The 17287-nt window shown below is 68.5% G+C and carries 15 protein-coding genes; 11 read left to right on the top strand and 4 right to left on the bottom strand.

What is annotated here, in order from left to right; translation table 11 throughout:
• Positions 1–102: 102 nt before the first annotated feature.
• A complete protein-coding gene (gene ahcY / locus ABU113_RS08260; protein ID WP_454559031.1) occupies positions 103–1500 on the bottom strand; it encodes an adenosylhomocysteinase in 1398 nt (465 codons plus the stop codon).
• 244 nt (positions 1501–1744) lie between these two features.
• Between ahcY and ABU113_RS08255 the strand changes: the two genes are divergently transcribed.
• The gene (locus tag ABU113_RS08255) at positions 1745–4618 is read left to right on the top strand and encodes a PAS domain S-box protein (protein ID WP_454559030.1); all 2874 of its coding nucleotides are present in this window, start codon (positions 1745–1747) and stop codon (positions 4616–4618) included.
• Positions 4619–4654: 36 nt separating this feature from the next.
• Here ABU113_RS08255 and ABU113_RS08250 read toward each other — a convergent pair whose 3' ends face one another.
• From ABU113_RS08250 to fsa, 3 genes are read right to left on the bottom strand one after another with little or no spacing between them, the layout of a single operon-like run.
• Entirely contained in the window at positions 4655–5599 is a 945-nt protein-coding gene (locus tag ABU113_RS08250; RefSeq protein ID WP_454559029.1) for a tyrosine recombinase XerC, read from the bottom strand.
• Positions 5578–6174 (bottom strand): DUF484 family protein, encoded by a 597-nt coding sequence (locus tag ABU113_RS08245; protein ID WP_454559028.1) that lies wholly within the window; start codon positions 6172–6174, stop codon positions 5578–5580. Before ABU113_RS08245 ends, ABU113_RS08250 begins: the two co-directional genes overlap by 22 nt.
• Positions 6175–6191: 17 nt before the next feature.
• On the bottom strand, positions 6192–6845 hold the full coding sequence (gene fsa / locus ABU113_RS08240; protein WP_454559027.1) for a fructose-6-phosphate aldolase: 654 nt from the start codon (positions 6843–6845) through the stop codon (positions 6192–6194).
• Positions 6846–7120: 275 nt separating this feature from the next.
• On the opposite strand from fsa, the gene ABU113_RS08235 reads away from it, so the two are divergent.
• The 10 genes from ABU113_RS08235 to panB all read left to right on the top strand — a co-directional run bounded on the left by ABU113_RS08235 (position 7121) and on the right by panB (position 17279).
• Positions 7121–7744, top strand: coding sequence for a PEP-CTERM sorting domain-containing protein (locus tag ABU113_RS08235; protein WP_454559026.1), 624 nt, complete (start codon positions 7121–7123; stop codon positions 7742–7744).
• A 305-nt stretch (positions 7745–8049) separates the two neighbouring features.
• A complete protein-coding gene (locus ABU113_RS08230; protein WP_454559025.1) occupies positions 8050–10215 on the top strand; it encodes a primosomal protein N' in 2166 nt (721 codons plus the stop codon).
• A gap of 154 nt (positions 10216–10369) precedes the next feature.
• A complete protein-coding gene (locus tag ABU113_RS08225) occupies positions 10370–10909 on the top strand; it encodes a F0F1 ATP synthase subunit delta (protein WP_454559024.1) in 540 nt (179 codons plus the stop codon).
• Between the two features lie 3 nt (positions 10910–10912).
• Positions 10913–12445 (top strand): F0F1 ATP synthase subunit alpha, encoded by a 1533-nt coding sequence (gene atpA, locus ABU113_RS08220; protein ID WP_454559023.1) that lies wholly within the window; start codon positions 10913–10915, stop codon positions 12443–12445.
• Positions 12446–12476: 31 nt separating this feature from the next.
• Entirely contained in the window at positions 12477–13355 is an 879-nt protein-coding gene (locus ABU113_RS08215) for a F0F1 ATP synthase subunit gamma (protein ID WP_454559022.1), read from the top strand.
• A gap of 25 nt (positions 13356–13380) precedes the next feature.
• Positions 13381–14805: a F0F1 ATP synthase subunit beta gene (gene atpD, locus ABU113_RS08210; protein WP_454559021.1), complete on the top strand. Its 1425-nt coding sequence runs from the start codon at positions 13381–13383 to the stop codon at positions 14803–14805.
• Entirely contained in the window at positions 14805–15005 is a 201-nt protein-coding gene (locus ABU113_RS08205; protein ID WP_454559020.1) for a glutathione S-transferase, read from the top strand. Before atpD ends, ABU113_RS08205 begins: the two co-directional genes overlap by 1 nt.
• Positions 14998–15405 (top strand): F0F1 ATP synthase subunit epsilon, encoded by a 408-nt coding sequence (locus ABU113_RS08200; protein ID WP_454559019.1) that lies wholly within the window; start codon positions 14998–15000, stop codon positions 15403–15405. Before ABU113_RS08205 ends, ABU113_RS08200 begins: the two co-directional genes overlap by 8 nt.
• 98 nt (positions 15406–15503) lie before the next feature.
• A complete protein-coding gene (locus ABU113_RS08195; RefSeq protein ID WP_454559018.1) occupies positions 15504–16331 on the top strand; it encodes a hypothetical protein in 828 nt (275 codons plus the stop codon).
• Positions 16332–16418: 87 nt separating this feature from the next.
• A complete protein-coding gene (gene panB / locus ABU113_RS08190) occupies positions 16419–17279 on the top strand; it encodes a 3-methyl-2-oxobutanoate hydroxymethyltransferase (RefSeq protein WP_454559017.1) in 861 nt (286 codons plus the stop codon).
• Positions 17280–17287: the final 8 nt, after the last annotated feature.

Here is a 17287-nt window from a genome sequence, read left to right as displayed (position 1 = left end):
CAGGATGCCCGTTTCACGGCGGGCACCATAGAGCCTGATCGCCGGAGATGGAAGCGCGCGGGCGGGGCCGCCCGCGCACCGCCGCCGCGCGCGCCATCCGCCCTAGTAGCGGTAATGCTCGGGCTTGAACGGACCCCGGGGCGATACGCCGAGATAGGCCGACTGCTTGTCGGTGAGCGTCGTCAGCTTGACGCCCAGCTTGGCCAGATGCAGCGCCGCCACCTTCTCGTCGAGATGCTTGGGCAGGGTGTAGACGCTGTTCCGGTAGGCGCCGGCGTTGGTCCACAGCTCGATCTGGGCCAGCGTCTGGTTGGTGAAGCTCGCCGACATCACGAAGCTCGGGTGGCCGGTGGCGCAGCCGAGGTTCACCAGCCGGCCCTCGGCCAGCACGATGATGCGCTTGCCGTCGGGGAACTCGACCTCGTCGACCTGCGGCTTGACGTTGTGCCACTTCAGGTTCTTCAGGCCGGCGATCTGGATTTCGCTGTCGAAGTGGCCGATGTTGCAGACGATCGCCCGGTCCTTCATCGCTCGCATGTGCTCGACGGTGATGACGTCGACGTTACCCGTCGCGGTGACGAAAATGTCGGCGCGCGGCGCGGCGTCTTCCATGGTGACGACCTCGAAGCCCTCCATCGCCGCCTGCAGGGCGCAGATGGGGTCGACCTCGGTGACCAGCACGCGGGCGCCGCCGTTGCGCAGCGAGAAGGCCGAGCCCTTGCCGACGTCGCCGTAGCCGGCGACCAGCGCGATCTTGCCGGCCAGCATCACGTCGGTGGCGCGGCGGATGCCGTCGACCAGGCTTTCGCGGCAGCCATAGAGATTGTCGAACTTCGACTTGGTGACGCTGTCATTGACGTTGATGGCCGGGAATGGCAGGCGGCCGTCCTTGGCCATCTGGTAGAGCCGGTGCACGCCGGTGGTGGTCTCCTCCGAGACGCCGCGGATATTGTCCCGGCACTGGGCGAAGAAGCCCGGCTTCTCGGCGTTGACGCGCTTGATCAGCGCGTAGAGCACTTCCTCTTCCTCGCACGTCGGGCTGGCGATCTTGGCGGGGTCTTTCTCGGCTTCCGCGCCGAGCAGCACCAGCAGGGTGGCGTCGCCGCCGTCGTCGAGGATCATGTTGGGCGTGCCGCCGTCACCCCATTCGAGGATCTTCAGCGCATAGTCCCAGTATTCCACCAGCGTCTCGCCCTTGTAGGCGAACACCGGGATGCCGGCGGCGGCGATGGCGGCGGCGGCCTGGTCCTGGGTCGAGAAGATGTTGCACGAGGCCCAGCGGATGTCGGCACCCAGTGCCTTCAGCGTCTCGATCAGCACCGCGGTCTGGATGGTCATGTGCAGGCTGCCGGCGATGCGGGCGCCCCTGAGCGGCTGGGCGGCGCCATATTCGGCCCGCAGCGCCATCAGGCCGGGCATCTCGGTCTCGGCGATGGCGATTTCCTTGCGGCCCCAGTCGGCGAGGCTGATGTCCTTGACGATGTAATCGGTGAAGCTCACGGGGGAACTCCCTGTTGGGCATGAAGCGGCGGTCGACCGCGTGACGGCAAAGCCCGATCATGGCAGGCTTGCGCGACATATTCAAGTATAAAGATGTCTTTATATGGCTTGCCGCAGGGTGCGGGCTTGCCCCTGTCCTTGGGCTGTGAACCTGTTACAGTCGGACGGGTGGAACGGGAAGGCAGGCATGGCGGAACCTGAGGACGCGCCGCGACCGACTTTGACGCGCGGGGGCCTTTTACTGATGGGCATCGGCATCACCACCCTGGTGGTGTGTCTGGTGCTGCAACTGATGGTGCCGCAGAACGCCGAGGTGCATGGCCCGGCGTTCGTGCTGGACGCGCTGCACTGGAATGTCGCCAGCCTGGTGGCGGCGTGGCTGGCCTGGCTTGGCTATCGCGATGCCCCGCCCGGCATGCGCCCGGCGCACCTGTGGTTCTTCATCGGTCTTGTGCTTTACGAGATCGGTCAGCTGCTCTGGGTGGCGCTGGAGTTCGCCGGGCTGAGCAACTACCCCAACATCACCGATGCCTTTTTCCTCGTGCTGGCGCCTTGTGTCGCCATTGGCGTCGTCAAGACGATGCCGCCGTCGGTGAGCCGCGCCGTGCGCCGTTCCATCGTGCTCGACGCCGCCGGGCTGGCGATCACCGCGCTGGCGGTGTCCCTGGCGCTGTATCTGCCGCTCAAGTCCAACACCAACCTGTTCGGCCTGGCCGTCATCGCCGCCTACCCGATCGCCTACCTGACGGCGGGCTGGATGTGCCTGCTCACGGTGCAGGCGGTGCGGCCGCGCCTGCACGACAGCTGGCTGGCGATGATCGCGTCGCTGCTGATGACCGGCCTGCTGTGGCTGCTGTGGAACCTGTCGGCGCTGGAGACCGATCACGAGTTCGGGGTCTGGTACAACGCGTCCTATTCCGTGCTCAGTCTGGCGCTGGGGTGGGCGGCGTGGCGCTGGCATCTCGCTCCGGCGGGCGGACCGCCGCAAAAGGACCGCATCGACCTGATGGTGCGCCTGCTGCCGATGCTGGTGGTGCTGGGGGTGTCGATCGCCGTCATCGTCATCAATGTCGCACCCGGTGTGCTGCCGTCGGTGCGCCTGATCGTCAACGTCTGCGCGGCGGCGGTGTTCACGCTGGCGCTGTTGCGCCAGAGCCTGTTGCTGCACGAGCATCATCTGCTGCTGGAGGCACAGCACGAGGCGCATCTGCGCGAGCGCCAGGTGCGGGAGAAGTTCGCCAGCGCCTTCCAGTCCAGCGCCGATTTCATGATGATCCTGCGGCAGCGCGACATGGTGATCGTCGAGGTCAACGAAGCGGCGGCCTGTCTGACCGGCTGGTCGCTCGACGCGCTGATGGGCGGCCGCTACCTGTCGTTCAACTTTCAGCGCGATCCGGTCGTCCGCGGCGAGATCGAGGCGGCGCTCAGGGCCCGGCGGCCGATCAAGGACATCGCGATGGTGCTGCATCGCAAGGACGGCACCACCCGTGATTGCCTGGCGACGGTCAGCCGGTTCACCGACGGCGGCCGACGCTATCTCACCCTCATCATCCGCGATGTCACCGCCGCGCGGGCGGCGGAGCGCGAGATTCACGCGCTCAACCGCTCGCTTGATGCCAGTGTGCGGCAGCTGCAGGCGATCACCGACAACCTGCCGGTGATGATCTCCTACGTCGACACCGACCGGCGCATCCGCTTCGTCAACAAGACCGGGGCCACGTGGCTGGCCCGCCCGCCGGTGGCGATCGTCGGCGAGCAGATCGACGCCCTGCTGGACGATACCTTCGCCGACGTGATCCGTGATCTGTCGGCGACGCTCAGCGGCGGCGCCAACTCGCGCGGCGAATGGACCAAGTGTTTCCCCGATGGCGTCACCCGGACCTGCGATCTCCATCGCATCGTCGACCGGGATGATGAGGGCCGGGTTCGGGGAGTCTATTCGCTGCTGACCGACATCACCGAGCGCCGCGCCACCGAGGAACAGCTGCGCCATGCCCAGCGGCTCGACGCGCTCGGCAAGCTGACCGGCGGCGTGGCGCACGATTTCAACAACCTGCTGGCGGTGATGACCGGCAGTCTGGAACTGATCGAGACCAAGCTTGGCGATCGCCCCGATCTGCGCGGCCTGCTGCACCGGGCGATCAATGCCACCGAGCGCGGTGCGACGCTGACCCGCAGTCTGCTGGCCTTCGCCCGTCAGCAGCCGCTGGCGCCCAGCCAGCTCGACCTCAACCACCTGATCCGCGACATGGCGGTGCTGGTGCAGGGTGTGCTGCCCGAGAACGTCAGCCTCGACCTCGATCTCGCGGACCCGCTATGGCCCTGCCATGTCGATTCCGGGCAGCTGCAGAACGCGCTGCTCAATCTTGTGGTCAACGCCCGCGATGCCATGCCGTCGGGTGGCGCGATCACCATCCGGACCGCTCATGCCGAACGGCCGGGCGAGGGCGGTGGCGCGGCGCGGCCGTTTGTCGTGCTGTCGGTGTCCGACACCGGCGCCGGCATGACGGCGGACGTCGCGGCACGGGCGTTCGAGCCGTTCTTCACCACCAAGAGCGGCGGGCTGGGCTCGGGGCTTGGTCTCAGCATGGTCTACGGCTTTGCCAGCCAGTCCGGCGGTCTGGCGGAAATCGACAGCGCGCCGGGCGAGGGCACGACCGTCCGGCTGTACCTGCCCCGTGGCAACCGTGACGGGGATGCGCCGGAGGTGACGATGCCGGAGGAGGCGCCTGCGGCGGCCGGCGAGTCCCTGCTGGTGGTGGAGGATGACCCCGACGTGCTGCTGCTGGTCTCCACCATGGCGCGCGCCCTGGGCTATGCGGTGACCGAGGCGACCGACGCCGCCCAGGCGCTGGCGGTGCTCGACGGCGGGCTGGATGTCGACCTGCTGCTCACCGACGTGGTGCTCAAGGGGGGCAAGAACGGCCGTCAGCTCGCCGAGGAGGCCCAGGCGTCGCACCCCGGCCTCAAGGTGCTCTACATGTCTGGTTATACCGAGAACGCCATCATCGAGAACGGCCGCATCGCCGATGGCGTGCATCTGTTGCAGAAGCCGTTTCGCAAACGCGACCTCGCGGCGAGGATTCGCGAGACGCTGGCCGGTCCGGCAAGCGCCTGACGGTCCGTTACCGGCGTCCGATGCCCCGGGGGCGCTTCACGCGCGCGGGTGGGCGTGACGGTAGACATCGAGCAGCCGGGCGGCATCGACATCGGTGTAGATCTGCGTCGAGGACAGGCTGGCGTGCCCGAGCAGTTCCTGGATCGCCCGCAGGTCGGCGCCGCGCGCCAGCAGGTGGGTGGCGAAGCTGTGGCGCAGGGCGTGCGGCGTCGCGCTGTCCGGCAGAGCGAGCGCGATCCGCGCGCGCTGCATCGCCGCCTGCACGGCGCGCGGCCCCAGCGGTTTGCCGCGCACGCCGATGAACAGCGGGCCGTCGGCAGCCAGCGGGTAGGGGCACAGCGCGAGATAGGCGTCGACGGCGGCGGCGACGACGGGCAGCACCGGCACCCGGCGTTCCTTGCGGCGTTTGCCGAGCACCGTCACCATCGCCGGCAGTGGCGCCTGCGATCGTGTCAGGCCCAGCGCCTCGCTGATGCGCAGGCCACAGCCGTAAAGCAGCAGCAGCACGGCGGTATCCCGGGCGCCGACCCAGGGTTCGGCCTCCGGCTGGTCGGCGGCGGCGGCGACCGCCTCGGCGTCGGCGGGCGCCAGCGGCCGGGGCAGGCGTCTGGGGGTGCGCGGCGGGCGCAGCGCCGCCACGGCGGGGTTGCGGATGCCGGCGGCGCGGGCCAGCCAGCGATACCATGATTTCAGGGCCGAGCCGGCCTGGGCGATCGAGGCCGTCGCCGCACCGTCGCCGCGCCGGGCGGCGAGAAAGGCGCGCAGGTCGGTCAGCGATACGGTGGCCAGATCATCGGGCCCGACCGGACGTCCCCAGTGCTGGCCGAGGAAGGTGAGGAACTGGCGTGTCACCCGGCCATAGGCGTCCACGGTGTGCACGGAGGCGCGGCGCTCGTGGGCAAGCGCCGCCAGCCAGCGCTGGACCAGGGCGTCCGCCGGATGGCACGCGGCCAGGCCGGTCAGGGCTGGGTGGTCAGCCATCGGCTGATGCAGCGGGCGGTGACGGCGCCGAGAAAGGTCAGCAGTTCGGTGCCGTGCACGCCCTCGAAGCTGTGTTCGATGCGCGAGCCCAGTGCCAGCACGCCGCGCGGCAGGGGGGGGGTCAGCGGCAGCCGGATCAGCGCCTGGGAACGGATCAGCGTCGCCGCCGGCCCGAACATGCTGGTGCCTTCGCGGCCGGTGTGTTCCGGCGTGGCCTCCAGGCGCACGTCCTTCACGCCGTCCAGCCAGGTCGCCAGCGCGCCGGGCGCCAGGAACTGCAGGCCCGTCGGTCCCATCCGCACCGCTTGCGCGCTGGTTTCCAGTGCCACCGCCACCGCGTCGAGGCCCAGAATGTCGACCCAGTCCTGGGTGACGACATGCACCAGATGCTCCAGGCTCTGGGCGTCCATCGCCGCCAGGCAGGCGGCGTGGATCTGCGCCGCGGCGCCGGCGTGGCCGCGGGCATAGGCCAGCAGCACCGCGTTGGCCTCGCCCAGCGCGTCGACCCGGGCCCGCAGCCGGCCGATGGCCTCGGTCTGGAAATCGACCACCTTGGAAGGATCGGACGCGCTCATCGGCAGGCCGTCGGGGCTCAGACGATACTCTGACCGGTTTTCGCCCAGTCGGCGAGGAAGGACTCCAGGCCCTTGTCGGTCAGCGGGTGGTTGAACAGTTTCTTGATGACGTCGGGCGGTACGGTGACCACATCGGCGCCGATCTTGGCCGCCTGCAGCACATGGATCGGGTGGCGGACGCTGGCCACCAGAATCTCGGTCTCGAAGTTGTAGTTGTCGTAGATGGTCTTGATGTCCTCGATCAGGTCCATGCCGTCCCACGACACGTCGTCGTGCCGGCCGACGAACGGCGAGATGAAGGTGGCGCCGGCCTTGGCGGCGAGCAGCGCCTGGTTGGCCGTGAAGCACAGCGTGACGTTGACCATGATGCCCCGGTCCGTCAGCACCTTGCAGGTCTTCAGGCCGTCGAGCGTCAGCGGCACCTTGATGGTGATGTTGGGCGCGATCGGCGTCAGCTTTTCCGCCTCCGCCACCATCGCCTCATGCTCGGTGGCGACCACCTCGGCCGACACCGGGCCGGGGACGATGGCGCAGATCTCGGCGATGACGTCGAGAAAGTTGCGGCCCGACCTGGCGATCAGCGTCGGGTTGGTGGTCACGCCGTCCAGCAGGCCGGTGGCCGCCAGTTCGCGGATCTGGCCGACGTCGGCGGTATCGACAAAAAACTTCATGCGGTGGAATCCTCGAATGCGTTGCAGGCCGCGTCCATAGCAAGCCCGGCGGCTTCCACCAATAGCATGGATCGTCCGGCCTCGCGCGGCGGGAAATCCGCCAGTGCGGGTGTGCCCGGGAGTCTGACGATGGAGTCGGGATTCTTTACATTTATCCAGTTGGATATGTTGCGGGAACGTGACGAACGCCAAGTCATTTGCTGATTGCAGTGAGTTGGCACGTCGATTGCGTTGCAAGGGTCAATCTTTGCCCCTGCAATATCCCGGAGACGATCATGAAGAAGTTGCTTGCCGCGTCCCTGCTCAGCCTGGTGCCGTTCGCCACCACCGCCGGTGCCGCTGTTCTCACTGCCACCAACTCGGACTATGGCGTGTTCGACGCCTCGTCCGGCACCCGCGAGGTGACGCTGGGTGCGGGCACGATCCAGGACGTCAACATCACCATCAACTTCGCCAAGTGCGATGGTGGCGCGGCGACCCAGCAAGGATGCAGCGCCGGCGGCACGCCGTACTTCAACGAGATCGTGTTCTCGCTGACCTCGCCGGACGGTACCACCGTCAACCTCATCACCGCCGATCTGTTCCAGACGGGCTCCACCGGCGACGTGTTCACCATCACCTTCGACGACCAGGCCGCCAACCTGCTGGGCAGCCTGCCGATGTCGGGCGACTATCAGCCGGCCGGCAGCCTGTCGGCCTTCGGTGGCGAGAACGCCCTGGGCACCTGGTCGCTGTACGTCGCCGACACCGTTGGTGCCGACGCGCTGACCTTCTTCAGCTACACGCTGGAAGTCTCGGTGCGTGAGGGCAACACCACGGTGCCGGAGCCGGCGTCGCTGGGCCTGCTGGGCGCCGGTCTGGCCGGTCTCGGCCTGGCGGCCCGTCGCCGTCGCAAGTAAGCACGCTCCGGCGCTCGTCGCCGGAACTGGACACGCCTTTTCCCGAGGGTGTGGAGACAGGGGCCAAATGGCCCCTGTTTCTTTTTAGACCGTGCCCCGAGGGCACGGGCGGCCAAATGGCCCCTGCCGCTTCAGACCGTGCCCCGGGGGCACGGGCGGCCAAATGGCCCCTGTTTCTTTTTTAGACCGTGCCCCGAGGGCACGGGCGGCCAAATGGCCCCTGCCGCTTCAGACCGTGCCCTGAGGGCACGGGCGGGCCAATCGGCCTCTGTTGCTTTTGCTGTCCGCGCGATAGACACGGGGCCATGTCGCGCGCCCGGGTCTCCGTCCTGCTCACCAGCGCTCCGCACGGGCCTTATGATTACGCCGTGCCGGAGGGCCTGACGCTGGCCGCCGGCGATGTGGTGCGGGTGCCATTGGGGCCGCGCCGGGTCACCGGCGTGGTGTGGGATGACGCGGGGGACGCCGCCCGGGTGGCCGATGCCCGGCTGCGGCCGGTCGCCGGGAAGCTCGCCAGTCCGCCGCTCGACCCGCCGCTGCGCCAGCTGATCGACTGGACGGCGCGCTATTATCTTGCCGCCACCGGCGCCGTGCTGCGCATGAGCCTCAGCGTGCCGGAAGCGCTGGAGGACGAGAAGACGCTCAGGGTCTATCGTCCAGCACCGGTGCCGCCGGACGGGCTGACGCCCAAACGCCGCCAGGCGCTCGACCGGCTGGCCGGTCACCAGGGCAGTGTCCGCGAACTCGCGGCGGCCAGCGGCGTCGGCGACTCGATGCTGCGCACCCTGATTGGCTGCGGCGCGCTGGTGGCGGTCGAGGTGGTGCTGCCGCCGCTGCCGCTGCCGGCGCCCGATCACGCCCCGCCCCATCTCAGCGACGGCCAGGCCGAGGTGGCGGCGGTGCTGCGCGCGGCGGTCGCGGAGGCGCGGTTCCAGCCGCTGCTGCTGGAAGGCGTCACCGGCTCGGGCAAGACCGAGGTCTATTTCGAGGCGATCGCCGAGGCCCTGCGCGACGGTGGCCAGGCGCTGGTGCTGGTGCCGGAGATCGCGCTCACCGCGCCGTGGCTGACCCGCTTCGCCGCCCGCTTCGGCTGCGCGCCGGTGGTCTGGCATTCCGAACTGTCGCAGGCCGAGCGGCGGCGTGCGTGGCGGGCGCTGGCCAGTGGCCAGGCGCGGGTGGTGGTGGGCGCGCGTTCGGCGCTGTTCCTGCCGCTGCCGGGCCTGCGCGTCATCATCGTCGACGAGGAGCACGAGACCAGCTTCAAGCAGGAGGATGGCGTGCTCTACCAGGCGCGCGACGTCGCGGTGGTGCGTGCCCGCTATCGGGACTGCCCGGTGGTGCTGGCCTCGGCGACCCCGAGTCTGGAGACCCGGCTCAACGCCGAATCGGGCAAGTACCGCCATCTGCGGCTGCCGGCCCGCTTCGGTGGCGCCAGCCTGCCGGTCATCGCCGCCATCGACATGCGGACCAGCCCGCCGCCACGCGGCCGCTGGCTCGCCGAGCCGCTGGCGGGGGCGGTGGCGACCACGGTGGCGCGCGGCGAGCAGGCGCTGATGTTCCTCAACCGGCGTGGCTATGCGCCGCTGACGCTGTGCCGCACCTGCGGCGAGCGCATCACCTGCCCCACCTGTTCGGCCTGGCTGGTGGAGCACCGGCTGACCGGCAGGCTGCATTGCCACCACTGCGGCTTCAGCACGCCGCTGCCCACCGCCTGCCCGGCCTGCGGCAGCGAGGATTCGCTGGTGGCCTGCGGCCCCGGCGTCGAGCGGGTGGCTGAGGAAGTGGTTCGCCTGCTGCCCGAAGCGCGGGTGGCGGTGGTGACCTCCGACACGCTGTCGACGCCGGCGCGGGTGGCCGCACTGGTGGCAGACGTCGAGGCCGGGCTGGTCGACGTGCTGGTGGGCACCCAGATCATCGCCAAGGGCTACCACTTCCCCAACCTGACGCTGGTCGGCGTGGTCGACGCCGACCTCGGACTGGCCGGCGGTGACCTGCGGGCGGCGGAGCGGACCTTCCAGCAGATCACCCAGGTCGCCGGGCGGGCCGGCCGGGCCGACAAGCCGGGCCGGGTGCTGCTGCAGACCTACCAGCCCGACGCGCCGGTGCTGCGGGCACTGGTGCGCCACGACATCGAGGGCTTCTACCGGGCGGAAGCCGAGGCGCGCGAACGCCATCACATGCCGCCGTTCGGCCGGCTGGCGGCGTTGATTGTCTCGGGCACCGACCAGCCGGCGGTGCGGGCGGTGGCCGAATCGCTGGCGCGGTCGGCGCCGCGTGCCGAGGGCGTCTCGGTGCTGGGGCCGGTGCCGGCGCCGATGGCGCTGCTGCGCGGCCGTCACCGCATGCGGCTGCTGCTGCGGGCGCCGCGCGGCGTCGCCGTGCAGCCGCTGCTGCGGCGCTGGCTGGCGGCGGTGGCGCGGCCCGCGAGCGTTCGTCTGGGCGTTGATGTCGACCCCTACAGTTTCATGTGATTGGCATCAAACGCCGCACCTGCATTTGATCCCCTTTGCCGCCTTGCCACACCCCACCCCGCGTGCTAGCAGGCACCCGCTCGCGCCGACCCCCGGCCTGCGCGATCGCTGATGTCATGTTCTTTGCAAGGGGCACCTCGTGGCCGACGCTCAGATGAACGTTCCCGGACTGGCTGGTCGCTATGCCACCGCGCTGTTCGACCTGGCACAGGAGTCCAAAGCCCTCGACGCGGTGGCGGCCAGCCTGAAGACGGTTGCCGACGCGCTGGCCCAGGGCGGTGATTTCGCCAATCTCACCACCAATCCGCTGGTCGGCCGGGCCGCTGCCGCCAAGGCCGTGGCCGCCGTTGCCGGCGCGCTGGGCCTGGATGCCACCACCACCAATTTCCTCGGCGTGCTGGCGGCGAATCGCCGCCTGGCCGCGCTGGGTGACATCATTGCCGCCTTCAACCGTCTGGTCGCCGCCCACAAGGGCGAATCGACGGCCGACGTGGTGGCGGCGCACGCTCTTTCCGCCGATCAGCTCGAAGCGCTGAAGGCGAAACTGAAAGCCGGTCTTGGCCGCGATGTCGCGGTCAACCTCAAGGTCGATCCGTCGATCCTCGGCGGCCTCATCGTCAAGATGGGCTCGAAGATGATCGACAGCTCGCTCAAGACCAAACTCGACACTCTCTCCCTCGCCATGAAAGGGTAAGTCATGGAGATCCGTGCAGCGGAAATCTCGAAGGTCATCAAGGACCAGATCGCCAACTTCGGCGCCGAGGCCCAGGTCTCGGAAGTCGGCCAGGTGCTGTCGGTGGGCGACGGTATCGCCCGCGTCTACGGTCTCGACAACGTCCAGGCGGGCGAAATGGTCGAGTTCCCCGGCGGCATCCAGGGCATGGCGCTGAACCTCGAAACCGACAACGTCGGTATCGTGATCTTCGGCGAGGACAAGTCGATCAAGGAAGGTGACGTCGTCAAGCGGACCGGCACCATCGTCGACGTGCCGGTGGGCAAGGGCCTGCTGGGTCGCGTGGTCGACGGTCTGGGCAACCCGATCGACGGCAAGGGCCCGATCGAGGCGACCGAGCGTCGCCGCGTCGAGGTCAAGGCGCCGGGCATCATCCCGCGCAAGTCGGTGCATGAGCCGATGCAGACCGGCCTGAAGGCGCTTGATGCCCTGGTGCCGGTGGGTCGTGGCCAGCGCGAGCTGATCATCGGCGACCGCCAGACCGGCAAGACCGCCGTCGCCATCGACACCTTCATCAACCAGCGCGAGACCAACAAGAACGCCAAGTCGGACAACGACAAGCTGTTCTGCATCTACGTCGCGGTCGGCCAGAAGCGCTCGACCGTCGCCCAGATCGTCCGCTCGCTGGAAGAGCAGGGCGCGATGGAATACTCCATCGTCGTCGCCGCCACCGCTTCCGAGCCGGCGCCGATGCAGTTCCTGGCGCCTTACACCGGTGCCGCGATGGGCGAGTATTTCCGCGACAACGCCATGCATGCCGTGATCGTCTATGACGATCTCTCCAAGCAGGCCGTCGCCTACCGCCAGATGTCGCTGCTGCTGCGCCGTCCGCCGGGCCGTGAGGCCTATCCGGGCGACGTGTTCTACCTGCACAGCCGCCTGCTGGAGCGCGCCGCGAAGCTCAACGACGCCAACGGCGCCGGGTCGCTGACCGCGCTGCCGGTCATCGAGACCCAGGCCGGTGACGTGTCGGCCTACATTCCGACCAACGTGATCTCGATCACCGACGGCCAGATCTTCCTGGAAACCGAGCTGTTCTACCAGGGCATCCGTCCGGCCATCAACGTCGGTCTGTCGGTGTCGCGCGTCGGCTCGGCCGCCCAGACCAAGGCGATGAAGAAGGTCGCCGGCTCGATCAAGCTGGAGCTCGCCCAGTACCGCGAAATGGCCGCCTTCGCCCAGTTCGGCTCGGACCTCGACGCCGCGACCCAGAAACTGCTCAACCGCGGTGCCCGTCTGACGGAGCTGCTGAAGCAGGCGCAGTATCAGCCGATGGGCTTCGAGGAACAGACGGTGTCGATCTTCGCCGGCGTCAACGGCTTCCTCGACGGCATCGCCACCAAGGACGTGGTGCGGTTCGAAAAGGCGTTCCTGGCCGAGATGAAGTCCAAGCACGCCGACGTGCTGGCCACCATCCGCGCCGAGAAGGACCTGTCGCCGGCCACCATCGACAAACTCAAGGAAATCCTGGGCGCGTTCGCCAAGACGTTCGCCTGACATCGATAGCCCAGGAGCGGAGTAGCCCGGGATGCCGAGCCTCAAGAGTTTGAAGACCCGGATCGGAAGCGTGAAGAACACGCAGAAGATCACAAAGGCGATGAAGATGGTCGCCGCCGCCAAGCTGCGTCGTGCGCAGGAGGCGGCGGAAGCCGCGCGGCCCTATGCCGAGCGCATGGCGTCGGTGCTGACCAGCCTGTCCGCCAAGGCCGACCGGGGCGCCTCGGCGCCGCGGCTGCTGGTGGGCACCGGCAAGGACGACGTGCATCTGGTGGTGGTCGCCACCTCCGAGCGCGGTCTGTGCGGTGGCTTCAATACCAACATCGTGCGCGGCGCCCGCGCCAAGATCGACTCGCTCATCCGTCAGGGCAAGACGGTCAAGATCCTGTGCGTCGGCAAGAAGGGGCGCGCCGTGCTGCGCCGCCTCTATGGCGACGCCGTGATCGACACCATCGATCTCAGCCATGTGCGACGCCTCGCCTTCGCCGACGCACAGCCGATCGCCGAGCGGGTGATCGCCATGTTCAATGCCGGCGAATTCGACGTCGCCTGGCTGTTCTTCGCCAAGTTCCAGTCGGCGCTGGTGCAGATCACCACCGGCCAGCAGCTGATCCCGGCGCCGCTCGCCGAGGCCGACGCGGCGGGTGCCGGCGGCAGCGTCGTCGAGTACGAGCCGAGCGAGAACGCCATTCTCGAAACCCTGCTGCCGCGCAACATCGCGGTGCAGATGTTCCGGGCGCTGCTGGAGAACGCGGCGTCCGAACAGGGCTCGCGGATGACGGCGATGGACAACGCCACCCGCAATGCCGGTGACATGATCAACAAGCTGACGCTGACCTACAACCGCCAGCGCCAGGCCGTGATCACCAAGGAACTGATTGAAATCATTTCGGGCGCTGAGGCGCTCTGAAGGTTGCACCAGGAAGGATAGACCCATGGCGACCAAGAACATCGGACGCATCACGCAGGTGATCGGCGCGGTCGTGGACGTGCAGTTCACCGACGGCCTGCCGGCGATTCTGAACGCGCTGGAGACCTCGGTGGAGGGCCGCCGGCTGGTGCTCGAAGTGGCGCAGCACCTGGGCGAGAACACCGTGCGCACCATCGCCATGGACTCGACCGACGGCTGTGTGCGTGGTCAGGAAGTCACCGACACCGGCAGCCAGATCGCCGTGCCGGTCGGCCCGGAGACGCTGGGCCGCATCATGAACGTCATCGGTGAGCCGATCGACGAGCGTGGCCCGATCCCGACCGAGCGTCGCGCGCCGATCCACGCCGAGGCCCCGGCCTATGTCGACCAGTCGACCGAGGCGCAGATTCTCGTCACCGGCATCAAGGTCATCGACCTGCTGGCGCCCTATGCCAAGGGCGGCAAGATCGGCCTGTTCGGCGGCGCCGGCGTCGGCAAGACCGTGACGATCATGGAGCTGATCAACAACATCGCCAAGGGTCACGGCGGCTATTCGGTGTTCGCCGGCGTCGGCGAGCGCACCCGCGAGGGCAACGACCTCTATCACGAAATGATCGAATCGAAGGTCATCGACCTCGAAGGCGACGGCTCCAAGGTGGCGCTGGTCTATGGCCAGATGAACGAGCCGCCGGGCGCCCGCGCCCGCGTCGCGCTGACCGGCCTCACTGTCGCGGAATATTTCCGCGACCAGGAAGGCCAGGACGTGCTGTTCTTCATCGACAACATCTTCCGCTTCACCCAGGCCGGTTCGGAAGTGTCGGCGCTGCTGGGCCGCATCCCCTCGGCGGTGGGTTACCAGCCGACGCTGGCCACCGACATGGGCGCCCTGCAGGAGCGCATCACCTCCACCACCAAGGGCTCGATCACCTCGGTGCAGGCGATCTACGTGCCGGCGGACGACCTGACCGACCCGGCCCCGGCCACCTCGTTCAGCCACTTGGACGCCACCACCGTGCTCAACCGCTCGATCGCCGAGCTGGGCATCTTCCCGGCGGTCGACCCGCTGGACTCCACCAGCCGCGTGCTCGATCCGCGCGTCGTCGGCGAGGAGCACTACGAGGTCGCCCGTTCGGTGCAGGCGGTGCTGCAGAAGTACAAGTCGCTGCAGGACATCATCGCCATTCTCGGCATGGACGAACTGTCGGAAGAGGACAAGCTGACGGTCGCCCGCGCCCGCAAGATCCAGCGCTTCCTCAGCCAGCCGTTCCACGTGGCGGAAGTGTTCACCGGCTCGCCGGGCAAGTTCGTCAGCCTTGAGGACTCGATCAAGGGCTTCAAGGCGATCGTCGCCGGCGAATATGACCATCTGCCGGAAGCCGCCTTCTACATGGTCGGCAACATCGAGGAAGCGGTGGCCAAGGCCCAGAAGCTGGCGGCCGACGCGGCGTAATGACCGGGCCGCGGCTCGCGGATTGCGTCAACGAGACCTGCCCCTGGTCGGGCAAACCGGTTCAGGCCGACTCGTTGACGCGCTACCGGGGTCGCGTCGTGGGCTTTTGCAATCCGGGTTGCCGCGACAAGTTCGACGCGGCAACCCAAGCGTTCGATACGCTGATCGACGGTGCAAGACAGGATAAGAGCGATGGCTGACAAGCTCCACTTCGAACTGGTTTCGCCCGAGCGTCTGCTGAACTCGGCCGAGGTCGAGATGGTGGTGGTGCCGGGCGAGGATGGCGATTTCGGCGTGCTCGCCGGCCACGCGCCGTTCATGTCGACCATCCGCGCCGGCGTCATCGGCATCCACGCCGGCGGCGGCGCGGCACCGCAGCGGGTGTTCATCAACGGCGGGTTCGCCGAGGTCAACGACAAGGGTCTGACCATTCTCGCCGAGCAGGCGATTCCGGTTGCCGAGATCGACGCCGAGGCGGTGGCCAGGGAACTGGCCAATGCCCGCGAGGACATCAAGCTCGCCAAGAACGCCGCCGAGCGCGACCACGCTGAAAAGGCGGCGGCGCTGCTGGAAGCCAAGCTGGGGGCGGTCCGCCATTGATCGGGCGTGGCGGGGCGCCTGACGGCGCACCCGTCATCGCGACCCCCGGTCATCGCGACCCCTTGTCAAAAAAGCGTCATCGTTCATAAGGTCCGGCCATGACCCAGTGGACGCTCGATGACATACCCTGGCAGTGCTTCGACGCCAGCCGCGTCGACCCGGACCTGCTGACCGTGATCAAGACGGCGGCCCTGGTCGAGGCCAATGCCGCCGACTACGTCACCTACCTGCGCAACGTGTTCGCCGCCGACGCCGAGTTCGTCGCCGCCGCCGAGGTGTGGGGTGTCGAGGAAGAGCAGCATGGCGCGGCGCTCGGCCGCTGGGCCGAGCTCGCCGACCCCGGTTTCTCCTTCGCGCGGGCGCTGGCGGATTTCCGCGCCGGTTACCGGCTGGACCTGCAAACCACCCAGTCGGTGCGCGGCTCGCTGGCCGGCGAACTGATCGCCCGCCAGATCGTCGAGACCGGCACCTCCTCCTTCTATTCCGCCATCCGCGACGCCACCGACGAACCGGTGCTCAAGGCGGTGGCCGGCCGCATCGCCTCGGATGAGTTCGCGCACTACCAGCTGTTCGCCCGGCATGGCCGCCGCTACCAGCAGCGTCAGCGGCTGTCGGTGCTGACGCGGCTGAAGATCGCGCTCGGGCGCGTGCAGGAGGCCGAGGACGACGAGCTGGGCTATGCCTATTTCGCCGCCAATGTGCTGCAACGGCAGCCGGAGGCGGATTTCCGCGCGGTCGACTATGGCCGCGAGTATCAGCGCCGGGCCATGCGGCTCTACCGTCGCCGCCACACCGACAACGCGGTGCGGATGATCCTGCGCGCCGCCGACCTCAGCCCCAACGGCTGGCTGTTCCGGCTGGTGTCGTCGCTGTTCTGGCGGCTGTTCCAGAGCCGCACCGCCAGTCTCGCCCAGCCGGTGCGCTGATCGCCAGGGGCTGGCCTCGCGGCCGCTTCTTCGCTATCGCAGCAGGCGAGAGAGATCACGGACGATCCAAACCGGGGAGGGTGACCCATGTCCACCACCTATACGCTCGATACCGCCACCAGCCGTGCCCATCCGACGCCGACGCCGGTGCGCCGGCTCACCGTGCCGGGCATCGCCCGCCGCAAGGGTGGCGAACCGGTGGTGATGCTCACCGCCTACACCGCCCGCTACGCCCAGCTGCTCGACCCGCATTGCGACATGCTGCTGGTGGGCGACAGCCTCGGCCAGGTGATCTACGGCCTCGACAGCACGGTGCCGGTCAGCCTCGACATGATGATCGCCCACGGCGCGGCGGTGGTGCGTGGCTCCTACCATGCGGTGGTCATCGTCGACATGCCGTTCGGCAGCTACGAGGCCGGGCCGGAGATCGCGTTCGCCAACGCGGCGCGGGTGATGAAGGAAACCGGCGCCGCCGGCGTCAAGATGGAAGGCGGCGAGGCGATGGCGCCCACCGTGCGCTTCCTGGTCGAGCGCGGCATCCCGGTGGTCGGCCACATCGGGCTCACCCCGCAGGCGGTCAACGCGCTGGGCGGCTATGGCGCGCGCGGCAAGTCGGAGGAGGAGCGGGCGAAGATTCTGGCGGACGCCCGCGCCATCTCGGCGGCCGGCGCCTTCGCCATGGTGGTCGAGGGCGTGGTCGAGCCGCTGGCCATCGAGATCACCGGCAGCGTGTCCACTGTCACCATTGGCATCGGCGCCTCGGCCGCCTGCGACGGCCAGGTGCTGGTGACCGAGGACATGCTGGGCCTGTTCGACCGCACGCCGCGCTTTGTCCGCCGGTTCTACAACCTCGCCGAACAGCTCGACGCCGCGGCGCGCGCCTATGCCGACGCGGTGCGCGACCGGTCGTTCCCCGGAGCCGACAACCTGTACCAGTTGCCCGCCTAATCGCTTGC

Source organism: Parapedomonas caeni (assembly GCF_041060555.1).
Classification (GTDB): domain Bacteria; phylum Pseudomonadota; class Alphaproteobacteria; order Sphingomonadales; family Sphingomonadaceae; genus CAUJIW01.
This window is presented reverse-complemented; position numbering and strand designations above follow the sequence as displayed.